This is a genomic window from Acidimicrobiales bacterium (assembly GCA_035547835.1).
Classification (GTDB): domain Bacteria; phylum Actinomycetota; class Acidimicrobiia; order Acidimicrobiales; family Iamiaceae; genus DASZTW01.
The window spans coordinates 59,304-72,636 of the sequence record DASZTW010000017.1 but is presented as its reverse complement, the minus strand read 5'-3'; the positions used below and the strand labels follow the sequence as shown (position 1 = coordinate 72,636).

The window sequence follows — 13,333 nt, the reverse complement described above, 5'->3', positions numbered from 1 at the left end:
ATCGATGCCCCGTCGCCGCACCAGCCGGTTGCGTTCGCTGACCGTCGTACTGGTCGGCGCCTCGCTCGTGCTGGGCGGTTGCGCCCGCAACGCGCCCAATGACTCGTTGAAGCCCAGGGGCTACTACGCCCACCAGATCTGGAACCTGATCTGGCCGGTGTTCATCATCGCCGGCGTGATCCTCGTGATCGTGGTGGGCGGCGTGCTGTACTTCGCGGCGCGCTACCGGGTGAACAACGACGAGGACTGGCTCGACGACACGCACATGCCGCCGCAGATCCACGGCAACTTCCGGATGGAGCTCGGCTGGACCGTCCTCCCCGCGGTGATCTTGGCGGTCGTCGGCGTGTTCACGGTGGTCACCGTGCTCAACTTGGCGAAGCACCCCGGCAAGAACGCGCTGCACGTCGAGGTCGTCGGCCAACAGTGGTGGTGGGAGTACCGCTACGACCTCAACCACGACGGCAAGTACGACGACATCGTCACCTCGACCGAGTTGGTCATCCCGGCGGGCCAGAAGGTGGCCTTGCGCATGACCTCGCGCGACGTGCTGCACGGCTGGTGGGTCCCGCGCCTGAACGGCAAGCGCGACGTCGTGCCCAACCATCCCACCGACTTCGCGGTCGAAGCCGACAACCCGGGTGAGTACACGGGTGAGTGCACGGTGTTCTGCGGCCTGTCGCACGCCAACATGCGCTTCAAAGTGGTGGCTCTGTCCAACGGCGACTTCCAGGACTGGCTACGCAACCAGCAGCAACCGGCCGCCACCCCCACCAGCCCCAAGGCGGTCGCCGGCCAAGAGGTGTTCAACAACTTCTGCACCGGCTGCCACGTCCTCGAGTCCAAGGGCGTCAAGCAACCGACCTCGGCCGACGTCAAGAAGGCGCTGCTGTCGGGCGAGGCACCGAACCTCACGCACCTGATGAGCCGCACCACGTTCGCGAGCGGCGAGTTCGACCTGCGCAAGCCCACCGCCAAGTGCAAGGCGCAGGGCATCCTCTACGACATCCCGTCGTGTGTGAACGAAGCGGACCTGCGCGCGTGGATCCACGACGCACCGGGTCAGCTGCCGATGGATCCCGCCAACCGGCAAGGCATGCCTGCGTTCACCAACATCACCCCGGGTGACCTCGACAATCTGGTCGCCTACCTCGAGACCCTGAAGTAGCGGGAGCGCGTATGACCATCATCGAGCCCTCTCGCCCACTGGCACTGCAGGAGGGCAACGGCCAAGTCGCCCGACCGTTCGGCGCGTTCGCCCGCCCGCGGGCCACCGAAGGCTGGCGGAGCTGGGTCACCACGATCGACCACAAGAAGATCGGCAAGATGTACGGCGCGGTCGCGCTGTTCTTCTTGCTGGTCGGCGGCATCGAGGCCCTGCTGATCCGCCTGCAGCTCGCCGTGCCCCAAGGCAAGGTCCTGTCGGCCGACTTGTACAACCAGGTCTTCACGATGCACGGCACGACCATGATCTTCCTGGTCGTCATGCCGATCGGTACCGCGCTGGCCAACTACCTCGTGCCGTTGCAGGTCGGCGCCCGCGACGTCGCGTTCCCGCGGCTCAACGCCTTCGGCTTCTGGGTGTTCCTCGCCGGTGGTGTGCTGCTCAACTCGAGCTGGATCCTCGGTGGTGCCCCGAACAACGGTTGGTACAACTACGCACCGAACAGCTCATTGCCGTTCACGACCACCCACGGGATCGACTTCTGGACCGTCGGTCTGATCATCACCGGTATCGGTTCGGTCACCGGTGCGATCAACATCATCGTGACGATCGTCAACATGCGGGCACCGGGCATGACCCTCATGAAGATGCCGATCTTCACCTGGCTGGCCCTCGTGGGTCAGGTCATGTTGCTGTTTGCGATCCCGGTGCTGACCGCCGCGCAGTTCCTGCTGCTGTTCGACCGCCGCTTCGGTGCCCACTTCTTCGACGCTGCCCACGGCGCCGACCCGTTGCTGTGGGAGCACTTGTTCTGGATCTTCGGACATCCGGAGGTCTACATCATGATCATGCCGGCCTTCGGCGTGGTCTCCGAGCTGATCCCGGTGTTCAGCCGCAAGCCGCTGTTCGGTTACCCGGTCATGGTGGTGTCCAGCATCGCCATCGGCTTCATGGGCTGGGGCGTGTGGGCGCACCACATGTTCACGTCGGGCATCGGCCCGCTGTCGGTGGCAGCGTTCTCGGTGTCGTCGATGCTCATCGCGGTGCCCACCGGCGTGAAGATCTTCAACTGGATGGCCACCATGTGGCGGGGCAAGATCCGCTTCACCACGCCGATGCTCTACGCCGCCGGCATGGTCACCATGTTCACCATCGGTGGCCTTTCGGGCGTCACGCACGCCACGTCGCCGGCCGACACGCAGCAGCACGACACGTACTACATCGTGGCCCACTTCCACTACGTGCTGTTCGGCGGTGCGTTCCTCGCTTTCATGGGTGCTTTCTTCTTCTGGTGGCCCAAGGCGTTCGGCTACAAGCTCCACGAAGGTTGGGGGAAGGCCAACTTCTGGCTGACCTTCATCGGGTTCAACCTCACGTTCGGCCCGCAGCACATCCTCGGCCTCCAAGGCATGCCCCGCCGCGTCTACACGTACAAGGCCGGCTACCTCGGCGAGTGGCACTTCGCGGGCATCGACTGGAGCTGGAACCTGGTGTCCACCATCGGTGCTTTCGTGATCGCCATCGGTGTGGCGGTGTTCCTCGGCAACGTGATCGTGTCGCACCACAAGGCGCACAAGTACCAGCGCTTCGCCGGCCTCGACCCGTGGGATGCCCGCAGCCCCGAGTGGATGCTCCCGAACCCGCCGCCGGTCCACAACTTCGACGAGATCCCCGTCATCACCCGGCTCGACGAGTTCTGGTACCGCAAGTACCGCGAGGACGCCGAAGGCCGGCTGGTGCGCGTGGCCAACGCCGATGAGATCTGCGACCCCGGCACCGCCACCGACGTGCATCTACCGGCGCCGTCGTACTGGCCGATCGTGTTGGCGATCGGCGTGATGATCCTCGGCTACGGGATCATCTTCCAACTCGGCCTCGCCGCGCTCGGCGGTGTGGTGATCTTCATCGCCGCCTTCGGCTGGGCGCTCGAACCGGCAGACGATCCCGACGTGCCCCACCACGGTCCCCACGGCGAGCCTGCGCTCGGCGACGGCGGCACCGAAGGGGCCATCGCCACTCCCGAGGAGGCGGCGCTCGTTGACTGAGACCACCATCTCCCCCGCCGCGGAGGAGCACGCCCACGACGACGGCCCGGGCACCCACGCCCTCGGCCACGACACCGCCACCGGCATCTCGAACGAGAAGCTCGGGATGTGGTGGTTCCTGGCGTCGGACTGCTTGCTCTTCGGTGCGCTGATCTCGACGTACCTGCTCTACAAGCACCGAGCCATCACCGGCCCGACCCCCGAAGACGTCTACAACATCCCGTTCACCTCGGTGAGCTCGTTCGTGCTGCTGATGAGCTCGCTCACCATGGTGCTCGCCGTGTCCGCCGCCCAACGGGCCGACGCACGCCGGCTGCGGCTGTGGCTGTTCACCACCGCGACGCTGGGCTCGTGCTTCATCGCCGGTCAGGTCTTCGAGTTCACGACCTTCTACCACCACGGGCTCGGCTACACGACGAACCTGTTCGGCTCGGCCTTCTACACGCTGACCGGCTTCCACGGCATCCACGTCACGATCGGCATCATCATGTTGCTGTCGCTGTTCGGCATGTCGTTGCGCGGCAAGATGGGTCCCGAGAAGGCCGAAGCCATCGAGATCGTCGGCTTGTACTGGCACTTCGTCGACATCGTGTGGATCGTGATCTTCACGGTCGTCTACCTGATCAAGTGAGGGCTGTATGACCACCCCCGTCACGAAAGCGCCGCCGGGCCACACGCCCGCTGAGCACCACGCGCCGGCCGACAGCACGTACGTGCTCGTCTTCGCCTTCCTCGTGATCGTGACGGCCATGGAGGTCTCGGTCACGTACATCCACTCGCTGCGCCAGCACCACGTCGAAGTCCCGTTGCTGATCATCTTGATGGTGATCAAGTTCTTCACGGTGACCTACTACTTCATGCACTTGAAGTTCGACCCCCCCACGTGTCGGCGGGTGTTCAACTTCGGCTTGTTCGTCGCCGTCGGCGTGTACATCGCCGCGCTCGCGATGTTCCACTTCTTCAGCGCGAGCTTCGTGTGAGCTTCGCGAGCTCGCCCACCCGAACCCGGTAGGCGGCCATGTCCGGTCTGTTGGTCGCCGTCGGCAACAGCGGGGTGACGAAGGCCGACCTCTGGCACTGGCGGGCCCACCCCGAGGTGTGGCTCCTCGTCGTCGGTCTCGTGCTGTGCGAGCTGTACGCCACCCGGGTGGTCGGCCCGAAGGTGGTGCCCGCCGGCGAGCCGATCCTCACGAAAGTGCAGCGCCGCTGCTGGTGGGCGGCGATCATCACGTTGTGGATCGCGGCCGACTGGCCGATGCACGACTGGGCCGAGGACTACCTCTACAGCGTCCACATGGTGCAGCACCTGCTGCTGACCATGGTGATCCCGCCGCTTGTGCTCCTCGCCACCCCGGTGTGGCTGGCGCGGCTCGTGCTCGGGCCCGACTCGTCGCACTTGGCGTACCGGATCTACCGCCGGCTGACCCGTCCGCTGATCGCCGGTCTGTTGTACGCCGCGGTGTTCGCGCTCGGCCACTGGCCGTCGGTGGTCGACCTGCAGACCCGGAGCGAGCCGTTCCACTTCGGCTACCACGTCCTGTACGTGCTCACGTCGCTGCTCATGTGGTCGTGTGTGTGCGGGCCCTTGAAGGAGCTGCGCATCTCGGTCCCGGCGCAGATCGGTTACCTGTTCCTGCTGTCGATCCCGCCCACCGTGCCAGGCGGCTGGCTCGTGTTCGCCGACAAGCCGGTGTACAAGGCCTACGTCCACCCGTTCGACGCGTTCGGCATGGGTGCCACCACCGACCAGCAGCTCGCCGGGTTCATCATGAAAGTGGTCGGCGGCTTGTTCTTGTGGTTGTTGATCTTCGTGCTGTTCTTCCGGTGGCACAACGAGCAGGCGGTCGTCGAGGACGAGCGCCGTCGCCGGGAGGACGAGGAGTTCTGGGCGGGCGTCGAGGCCGCGGTGGCGTTCGGCGTCGCACCCCGCCACCGCCCCAAGGGGGAGCTCACCTTCGAAGAGGTGCAGGCCGAGTTCGACCGGTCCGGCGCGCCCGCCGAGCAACCCCCTCGCTGATCGCCCCAGGCCGAGTTCGACCGGTCCGGCGCGCCCGCCGAGCAACCGCCTCGCTGCTCGCCCGTCGCTACCGCCCGCCCGGTCCGTTTCTGGGCACCTCACCGCGCCCCAGGGGGCGCGCTCAGATGCCCGAGTGAGTGGAAGGCAGGGGTGGGGGCCGGAGGTTGCCCGGTGGTGGGCGGTTACTCCCAGCGGAAGCAGATGGCGGCGACGACCGGTGAGATCACGGCCCACGCAGCGAGCACCAGCAGCGGCTTGCCGGAGCCGGGTCCGTAGCCGAGCGCGTGATCGAGGCCTTGGGCCAGCGCTCCCGATGGCAACGCCTTGGCCACGGCCTGCATCCCGCCGGGGAGCCGGTCGATGGGGAACACCATCCCGCTCACCAGCAACAACACGAGCCACAACCCGTTGGCCGCGGCGAGGGTGGTGAGGGCCGGCAGGGTGCCGGCCAGCAGCAGACCCAGCCCCGCGAACGCCACCGTTGCCAACAACATGGCGCCGACGGCGAGCCAGGGGAGGGCGCCGTGGGGACGCCAGCCGATCGCCACGCCTTCGCCGAACAGCACCGCCACCTGCACGACCTCGATGATGAGGATCGTGAGCGTCTTGGCGGCCAGCAGCTCACTTCGTCGCAACGGCGTGACCCCGAGCCGTTTGAGGACCCCGGTGTCGCGCTCGAACCCGGTGGCGATCGCCAGGCTGACCATCGCCGTCGACATCACGGCCAGGGCCAAGATGCCGGGCAGCAGGAAGTCGACCGCATCCTTCACGCCGTCGGGCTTGGGCAGCACGTCGACTGCCGAGAAGAACCCGAGCAGCAGGATCGGGATCGCGAAGGTGAGCAGCACGGACTCGCCGCGGCGCAAGGTCAGCCGGAGCTCGACCTTGGTCTGTGCCAGGGTGCGGCGGATCACGGGCGGGTCCGTCGCCCGCGCCGACGATCCCGACGCCGTGGGCGCCCGGCGGTCCCACCCGGCCGGTACGGCTCGTCGGTCGCGAGCTCCACGTCGCCCGGCACCGCCCGGTGCTCCCCGGTGATCGACGTGAGGCGCAAGAACACGTCCTCCAGCCGCTGGCGACCGGCGCGGAGATCGGCGAGGGGGAACTCGTGCTCGGCGAGCCAGGCCGTCAGGGCCGCGACGTTGCTCGGCGTGGCCGCGGCTTCGACCAGGTACTCGCCGGGCGACACCTCGTCGACGGCCGCGACCAGCGCCTTGCCGAGCGCAGCGACGTCGATGCCGGGAGGCGCGCCGAAGCGGATCTCGTTGCTGGCACCGGCCGACATCAGCTCCGCCGGCGTGCCGGCCGCGACGGCCCGACCCCGGTCGACGATCACCACGCGATCGGCCACCTTCTCGGCCTCGGCGAGCTCGTGGGTGGTCAGCAGGACGCACACGCCGCCCGAGCGCAGGTCGCTGATGATCTGGCGGATGACCTGGCGGCCGGAGACGTCGACGCCCGCGGTGGGCTCGTCGAGGATGGCCACTTCTGGGCGACCGATGAGCGCCAACGCCAGCGACAGGCGTTGCTGCTCGCCGCCCGAGAGCTGACGCCAGGTCGAGCGCCGGCGATGCGTCAGGCCGACCCGGTCGAGCAGGTCGACCGGCGAATCGGCGTCCTCGAAGAACGCCGCGTACAACTCGAGCATCTCGAGGGGCCGGATCCCGGTGTAGACGCCACCGTCTTGCGGCATGACGCCGATCCGTGGGGTGAGCGCGGCCCGGTCGTGGATCGGGTCGAGGTCGAGCACCCGCACCGACCCGGCGGCCGGGCGTCGGAACCCCTCGAGCGTCTCGACCGTGGTGGTCTTGCCGGCGCCGTTGGGACCGAGCAGCGCCACCACCTCGCCCCGCTCCGCGGAGAACGACAGCCCGTCGACAGCGGCCAGCGGGCCGTAGCGCACCACCAACCCCTCGACCGTCACCGCTGGCACCCCCCGAACCTAGTTCCGAACCTGCATCCCCCCGCAATGGCCCCGCGCCCACCGCCCCCGGCCCACCTCCCCCGTCCTGCTGTGAGCGGCGGGCCACCTGGTGGGTGGCTGAGTGCTCACAGCTCGGGGGTGGGGGGTGGGGGTGGGGGTGCGATTCGCGTGACGGGGGGAGCGACGGTGTGCTCTAACGTCGCCGCATGCTCGACATCCGCCGGATCCGCAGCGAACCCGACGCGGTCAAGGCAGAGCTCGGCCGGCGCGGGATCGACGTGTCCGACGTCGACCGGGTCCGCGAGCTCGACGTCGAGCGGCGCGACGCGGCGGCCGCGGTCGACGAGCTCCGCAGCCGGATCAAGGGCCTGTCCAAGGAGGTCGGCCGCCTGCGGGGGAGTGGCGACACCGCGGGGGCCGAACGGGTGCAGGCCGAGAGCCGGGAGCTGGGCGAGGAGGAGCGCCGCCGCGCGGCGGCCGCCGACGACCTGGCCGGACAGATCCACGAGCTGCTGTTGCGGATCCCGAACACCCCCCACCCGGGTGCCCCCGACGGCGCGTCCGACGCCGACAACCCGGTGGTGAAACGGGTCGACCCCCGCAACGGCGAATGGGCCGACCACCAGCGGGTGCCGCACTGGGAGACGGGTGCGGCGCTCGGGATCCTCGACACCGAGCGGGCCACCAAGATCAGCGGCGCCATGTTCACCATGTTGCGCAAGCAGGGCGCCACCCTTGACCGGGCGCTGTGCCAGTACGCGCTCGACCGCAACGCCGACGCGTTCGAGGAGATCCGCCCGCCGACCCTGGTCACCAGCGCCACGCTCACCGCGTCGGGCCAGTTGCCCAAGTTCGCCGACGACGCCTACTCGATCCCTCGCGACGACCTGTGGTGTATCCCGACGGCCGAGGTGCCGCTGACGTCGCTGGCCGCCGGTGAGATCCTCGACGAGGCCGACCTGCCGACGCGGCTGATGGCCTACACCCCCTGCTATCGCCGCGAAGCCGGTTCGGCGGGACGCGACACCCGCGGCATGTTGCGCGTTCACGAGTTCGACAAAGTCGAGATCCTGGCGTACGCCACGCCCGACCAGGCCCCCGGCATGCTCGACGAGCTCCTGGCCCGGGCCGAGTCCGGCATCGCGGACCTCGGCCTCACGTACCGCATCATCGAGATCTGCACCGGCGACCTCGGCCAGTCGCACCACCGCAGCTTCGACATCGAGGTCTACGCGCCCGGCTGTGACCAGTGGCTCGAGGTGTCGTCGGTGTCGTGGTTCAGCGACTATCAGGCTCGCCGGGCCGACATCCGCTTCCGCAAGGCGCCGGTGAACGGCGCCAAAGGCGCGATCGACAACGTGCACACCCTCAACGGCTCGGCGCTGGCGGTGCCCCGCGTGTGGGCTGCCGTCGTGGAGACGTACCGCCAGCCCGACGGCTCGGTGACGGTCCCCGACGTGTTGCGCCCGTACCTCCGCGGCGCCACGACCATCAGCTGAGGCGCACGCCGACGCCAGCGGGGGGCGGCGCGGCGGTCCGGCCGGTCAGTCCGCCGCCGCCGGGTCCGCCGAGGACGTGTCCGGCGAACGGCCGGACGCGGCTGCCTGCACGGAGTCAGGGGTGAGCACCCCGACGTAGCGGTTCTCGCGGTCGACCACCGGCACCCAGCCGCCGTCGGACAGGAACAGGGCCGACAGCCCGTCCCTCAACGAATCGTCGACGCCGACGGTGGCAGCGACCGGCCGGAGGTGCTCGCCAACGGTCGGCGACCGGCCGGCTCGGGTCGCCGTCGGCGCACCGACTGCCGTCCCGGCGCCCGATCCGTCGAGCGACTCGAGCTCGTCGCGACCCAACCACCCCTCGACCCCGCCGCGGTCGTCGAGCACGAGCGCGATGGCCGGGCGGTCGCCGTTGAGGCGCGCACGGACCTCGGCGACGGTGGTGGCGGCGGTGACCACCGGCGGCGAAACGAGCTGCGCAGCGGAGATGCCGGTGACCTCGAGCCGCTTGAGCCCACGGTCGGCCCCGACGAACTCGGCCACGAAGTCGTCGGCCGGGTTGCCGAGGATCTCCGAGGGGGTGTCGTACTGGGCGAGGCGACCACCGACCTGCATGATCGCGATGCGGTCGCCGAGCTTGACGGCCTCGGAGATGTCGTGGGTGACGAACACGATCGTCTTGCGGAGCTCGTGCTGGAGTCGGAGGAACTCCTTTTGCAACCGGTCGCGGCTGATGGGGTCGATGGCGCCGAAGGGCTCGTCCATCAACAGCACCGGCGGGTCGGCGGCCAGCGCACGGGCCACGCCGACCCGCTGCCGTTGCCCACCCGACAGCTGGTGCGGGTAGCGGTCGCGGAACGTGGCGGGATCGAGACTGACGAGGTCGAGCAGCTCGTCGACGCGGGCGGAGATGCGCTTGCGGTCCCAGCCCAGCAGGCGGGGCACGGTGGCGATGTTCGTCCCGATGGTCTGGTGCGGGAAAAGGCCGACTTGTTGGATCACGTAGCCGATCCGGCGCCGCAGCTGGACGGGGTCGACGTGGGTGACGTCTTCGTCGTCGAGCCAGATCCGACCACTCGACGGCTCGATGAGGCGGTTGACCATCCGCAGCGTCGTGGTCTTGCCGCAACCGGAGGGACCGATCAGCACGCACAGCTCGCCGGTCGGGATCTCCAGGTCGAGCTCGTCGACCGCGACCGTGCCGTCGTCGTAGCGCTTGGTGACGTGTTCGAGGCGGATCACGCCCGAAGGCCTCCCAGTGGCCGATGGCCACGATGACGTTAGGGCACCGCGACCCCGAACCCGCACGATTGTCAGAAATCCGGCGCGCTTCGGGATCGGGCCGGTAGCGTCATGCCCCGTACCCAACGGCCGCCCGAACGGTCGGCCGCGACGAACCCCGGGGCGCTGCGATCCAGCGGGAGGGGGACCGTGACATTCCAACTCCTCGCCGTGCCGGGCAAGCTGCCGCCCCCGATCCCCACCGAGTCGTGGTGGGTGTGGCGCTGGATCACCGGCCACCGCCCCCTCATCTGGCGCTCGTTGGTGGCGCACGTCGAGCTGACGGTGCTGGCGGTGGTGATCGGGTTGGCGATCGCCTTGCCGCTCGGCCTGTGGTCGGCCCGCCATCGCAGGGCGTACGGACCCGTCCTGGCGTTCTCGGGGGTGCTCTACACGATCCCGTCGCTGGCGGCGTTCGCGCTGCTGGTGCCGTACACGGGGTTGAGCCGCACCACGGCGCTGATCCCGTTGGTGGCCTACACGTTGCTGATCCTGGTGCGCAACGTGGTGACGGGGCTCGACTCGGTGCCGGCCGAAGTGAAGGACGCGGCTGACGGCATGGGCTACACGCGCGTGCGGCGGCTGTGGGCCGTCGAAGTGCCCCTGGCGCTGCCGGCCATCATCGCGGGGGTCCGCATCGCCACGGTGAGCACGATCGGCATGCTGACCATCGCCGCGATCTTGGGGCTCGACGGGTTGGGCCAGCTGATCAACTCCGGCCTCGGCGGCACCTTGCCGCGCACCGCGATCACGGTCGGCGCGCTCCTGTCGGTTCTGTTGGCCGTCGTGGCCGACGTGACCTTGGCGGGCTTGCAGCGCCTGGCCACCCCCTGGGCCCGTGCGGGGAGGGCATCGTCGTGACCGGGGCTGCGGTGGTCGCCTCCTCGATCGTCAGCCAAGTGGTCGACTGGTTGCGCGCGACCGAGCACTGGCAAGGCGCGGCAGGCATCGTGCACCGCACGGTGCAACACCTCCAGATGTCGTTCGTGCCGCTCGCGGTCGCAGTCGCCGTGTCGGTGCCGGTGGCGGTCTGGCTCGGGCACAAGCGCCGGTTCGGGCTGCTGGCCGTGAACGTCTCCAACGTCGGCCGGGCGCTGCCGTCGTTCGCGATCTTGGCCGTCGGTGTGAAGTTGGTGGGGTTGCGCGAGTGGCCGATCATCGGGTCGATCCCCGTGTTCGTCGCCATGTTGGTCCTCGCCATCCCGCCGATCGTCACCAACTCCTACGTCGGCATGGTCGAGGTGCCCGACGAGCTGCGCGACGCGGCGCGGGGTATGGGCCTGTCGGAGTCGCAGCAGCTGTTCCGCGCCGAGCTGCCGATCGCGCTGCCGCTGGTCATGGCCGGCATCCGCACGTCGGCTGTGCAGGTCGTGGCCACCGCGACCCTCGCCGCGGTGATCGGCGCTGGGGGCCTCGGTCGCTTCATCATCGACGGTCGGGTCGACCCGGCCGGCAAGGCGCAGCTGGTGGCCGGCGCGGTGCTGGTCGCCGTGCTGGCGGTGCTGGTGGAAGTCGCGTTCGCGGCGCTCCAGCGGGCCACCACGGCGAAAGGCCTGCGGTCCAGCACCCGCGGCCGTCCCGCGCTGGCGCCGGCAGCGACGCCCGGCTTCGATCTCGACGATCGGCCGGTGGCCGCCGAAGCAGCGTGACGCTGGCGCCGTGCCCGGCCCGCTCCCTCGCCCGTGTCCCCCACGACTCCGTGCTCTCCAACGAAAGGCAGACAGTGATGATGCAAGTCCGATCCGGTTCCCGCCGGCGGCGACCGCTCGCGGTTGGGGCCGCGCTCGGCCTCTGCGTGGCGATGGTCCTCAGCGGGTGCACCAGTTCCAAATCGAGCAAGGCGGCGACCTCCACCGGCGGCGCGGCGGCGACGTTCCACTTCAAGCCGCTCGACAGCGGTGGTCCCCTCACGGTCGACGCCCTCAAGCAGAAGTCGATCGACATCGCCGTGCTGTTCTCGGTCGATGGGCACATCCCGGCCTACCACTGGGTGGTGCTCCAAGACGACAAGCACCTGCAGGCCCCCGACCACTTCGTGCCGGCCATCCGCACGTCGGCGGCGACGCCGGCGGTCACCAAGGTGCTCGACGCCGTCAGCGCGAAGATCACGCCCGACGCCATCCAGAACATGGTGAAGTCCGTCGTGATCGACGGCCAGGACGCCGACGCCGTCGCCAAGGACTGGTTGCAGACCAACAAGCTCCCCGGCGACCTGACAGCCACCGGCAACATCAAGGTCGGCAGCGCCAACTTCCCGGAGTCGCAGATCGTCGGCGACCTCTACTACGAGGCGTTGAAGTCGGCCGGCGTCACCGTGGAGAACAAGCCCAACATCGGTGCCCGTGAGGTCTACCTCCCGGCGCTCGAGAACGGCAGCCTCGATCTCGTGCCGGAGTTCACCGCCACGCTGTTGACGTTCCTCGACCCGAAGGCCACGGTGTCCCAGGACTTGGCGACGGTCACGGCCGACGCCAAGAAGCTGGCCGAGGCGAAGGGCTTCACGTTGCTGACGCCGGCACCGGCCGACGACGTCAACGTCTACGTCGTGCGATCCGACACGGCGTCGAAGTACGGCCTGAAGACCATCTCCGACCTGGCGAAGGTGAAGGACGAGCTCACCATGGGCGGCCCGCCCGAGTGCCCCACCCGCGAGCCGTGCCTGCTGGGCCTCGAGAAGGTGTACGGCCTGAAGTTCAAGCAGAGCTGACGCCCCCGCGTCGACGGGTGGGCCGGGCCCGACGCCTGGCCCACCCGTAGGCTCAGGGTGTGGTCGACCTCCCGCACCCGCCGCTGCGCCGCGCCGACCTGGCCGACGACCCGATCGAGCAGTTCGACCGGTGGTACGAGGCGTGGCGCCGCGAGCCGCGCGCCAACCCCGAGGCGATGGTGGTGTCGACGGTCGGTGCCGGTGGGCAGCCCTCGGCGCGCTACGTCCTGCTGCGCGGGCACGACGCCCGGGGCTTCGAGTTCTTCACGAACTACCGCAGCCGCAAGGGCCGTGAGCTCGCCGCCAACCCACGGGTCGCCCTCACGTTCGGGTGGATCGACCACGACCGCCAGGTGCGGGTGACCGGGCGGTGCGAGCCGTTGCCGGCCGCCGAGTCCGACCAGTACTGGGACACCCGGCTGCGCGGCAGCCAGCTGGCCGCGTCGATCTCCGACCAGAGCGAGCCGGTGGCGGACCGGGCCGCGCTGCAAGCCCGCTACGACGCCCTCGAAGCGAAGTTCGACGGTCGCCCCGTCGCGCGCCCCGACCACTGGGGTGGCTACCGGGTGGTGCCCGCCGAGATCGAGTTCTGGCAGGGCCAGCCGTTCCGGCTCCACGACCGCTTCGTGTACCGGCGGGCGTCGCCCGGCGATCCGTGGGTCGTCGAGCGGTTGATGCCCTGACGATCCGCCGCC

At 69.3% G+C, this 13,333-nt stretch carries 13 protein-coding genes; 10 read left to right on the top strand and 3 right to left on the bottom strand.

Annotation, left to right across the window (positions count from 1 at the left end; genetic code table 11):
- The first annotated feature begins 4 nt into the window (after positions 1 to 4).
- The 5 genes from coxB to VHA73_13005 are packed head-to-tail and all read left to right on the top strand — an operon-like array spanning position 5 to position 5,227.
- Positions 5 to 1,168, top strand: a complete 1,164-nt coding sequence (coxB, locus tag VHA73_13025; GenBank protein ID HVX18949.1) for a cytochrome c oxidase subunit II — start codon at positions 5 to 7, stop codon at positions 1,166 to 1,168.
- An 11-nt stretch (positions 1,169 to 1,179) separates the two neighbouring features.
- Positions 1,180 to 3,210, top strand: coding sequence for a cytochrome c oxidase subunit I (gene ctaD, locus VHA73_13020; protein ID HVX18948.1), 2,031 nt, complete (start codon positions 1,180 to 1,182; stop codon positions 3,208 to 3,210).
- On the top strand, positions 3,203 to 3,841 hold the full coding sequence (locus VHA73_13015) for a cytochrome c oxidase subunit 3 (protein ID HVX18947.1): 639 nt from the start codon (positions 3,203 to 3,205) through the stop codon (positions 3,839 to 3,841). Before ctaD ends, VHA73_13015 begins: the two co-directional genes overlap by 8 nt.
- 7 nt (positions 3,842 to 3,848) lie before the next feature.
- Positions 3,849 to 4,190, top strand: a complete 342-nt coding sequence (locus tag VHA73_13010) for a cytochrome C oxidase subunit IV family protein (GenBank protein ID HVX18946.1) — start codon at positions 3,849 to 3,851, stop codon at positions 4,188 to 4,190.
- 38 nt (positions 4,191 to 4,228) lie between these two features.
- On the top strand, positions 4,229 to 5,227 hold the full coding sequence (locus tag VHA73_13005) for a cytochrome c oxidase assembly protein (GenBank protein HVX18945.1): 999 nt from the start codon (positions 4,229 to 4,231) through the stop codon (positions 5,225 to 5,227).
- Between the two features lie 182 nt (positions 5,228 to 5,409).
- On the opposite strand, the gene VHA73_13000 is transcribed toward VHA73_13005, so the two are convergent.
- Positions 5,410 to 6,141, bottom strand: coding sequence for an ABC transporter permease (locus tag VHA73_13000; GenBank protein ID HVX18944.1), 732 nt, complete (start codon positions 6,139 to 6,141; stop codon positions 5,410 to 5,412).
- The gene (locus VHA73_12995; protein ID HVX18943.1) at positions 6,138 to 7,160 is read right to left on the bottom strand and encodes an ABC transporter ATP-binding protein; all 1,023 of its coding nucleotides are present in this window, start codon (positions 7,158 to 7,160) and stop codon (positions 6,138 to 6,140) included. Before VHA73_12995 ends, VHA73_13000 begins: the two co-directional genes overlap by 4 nt.
- Positions 7,161 to 7,357: 197 nt before the next feature.
- Here VHA73_12995 and serS point away from each other — a divergent pair, with 197 nt between their 5' ends.
- Positions 7,358 to 8,650: a serine--tRNA ligase gene (gene serS, locus VHA73_12990; GenBank protein HVX18942.1), complete on the top strand. Its 1,293-nt coding sequence runs from the start codon at positions 7,358 to 7,360 to the stop codon at positions 8,648 to 8,650.
- A 45-nt stretch (positions 8,651 to 8,695) separates the two neighbouring features.
- Here the strand turns inward: serS and VHA73_12985 are convergent, their stop codons facing one another.
- The gene (locus VHA73_12985) at positions 8,696 to 9,892 is read right to left on the bottom strand and encodes a betaine/proline/choline family ABC transporter ATP-binding protein (GenBank protein HVX18941.1); all 1,197 of its coding nucleotides are present in this window, start codon (positions 9,890 to 9,892) and stop codon (positions 8,696 to 8,698) included.
- Positions 9,893 to 10,081: 189 nt separating this feature from the next.
- On the opposite strand from VHA73_12985, the gene VHA73_12980 reads away from it, so the two are divergent.
- From VHA73_12980 to pdxH, 4 genes are all read left to right on the top strand, one after another.
- On the top strand, positions 10,082 to 10,792 hold the full coding sequence (locus tag VHA73_12980) for an ABC transporter permease (protein ID HVX18940.1): 711 nt from the start codon (positions 10,082 to 10,084) through the stop codon (positions 10,790 to 10,792).
- Positions 10,789 to 11,580, top strand: coding sequence for an ABC transporter permease (locus tag VHA73_12975; protein HVX18939.1), 792 nt, complete (start codon positions 10,789 to 10,791; stop codon positions 11,578 to 11,580). Before VHA73_12980 ends, VHA73_12975 begins: the two co-directional genes overlap by 4 nt.
- A gap of 77 nt (positions 11,581 to 11,657) precedes the next feature.
- Entirely contained in the window at positions 11,658 to 12,638 is a 981-nt protein-coding gene (locus VHA73_12970) for a glycine betaine ABC transporter substrate-binding protein (GenBank protein ID HVX18938.1), read from the top strand.
- A 59-nt stretch (positions 12,639 to 12,697) separates the two neighbouring features.
- Positions 12,698 to 13,321 carry a pyridoxamine 5'-phosphate oxidase gene (gene pdxH, locus VHA73_12965; protein ID HVX18937.1) on the top strand — a complete coding sequence of 208 codons (624 nt, stop codon included), beginning with the start codon at positions 12,698 to 12,700 and terminating at the stop codon, positions 13,319 to 13,321.
- Positions 13,322 to 13,333 lie beyond the last annotated feature (12 nt).

Coding starts and splice junctions, on each gene's coding strand:
- coxB (HVX18949.1), top strand. CDS start 5: ATGCCCCGTCGCCGCACCAGCCGGTTGCGTTCGCTGACCGTCGTACTG.
- ctaD (HVX18948.1), top strand. CDS start 1,180: ATGACCATCATCGAGCCCTCTCGCCCACTGGCACTGCAGGAGGGCAAC.
- VHA73_13010 (HVX18946.1), top strand. CDS start 3,849: ATGACCACCCCCGTCACGAAAGCGCCGCCGGGCCACACGCCCGCTGAG.
- VHA73_13005 (HVX18945.1), top strand. CDS start 4,229: ATGTCCGGTCTGTTGGTCGCCGTCGGCAACAGCGGGGTGACGAAGGCC.
- serS (HVX18942.1), top strand. CDS start 7,358: ATGCTCGACATCCGCCGGATCCGCAGCGAACCCGACGCGGTCAAGGCA.
- VHA73_12970 (HVX18938.1), top strand. CDS start 11,658: ATGATGCAAGTCCGATCCGGTTCCCGCCGGCGGCGACCGCTCGCGGTT.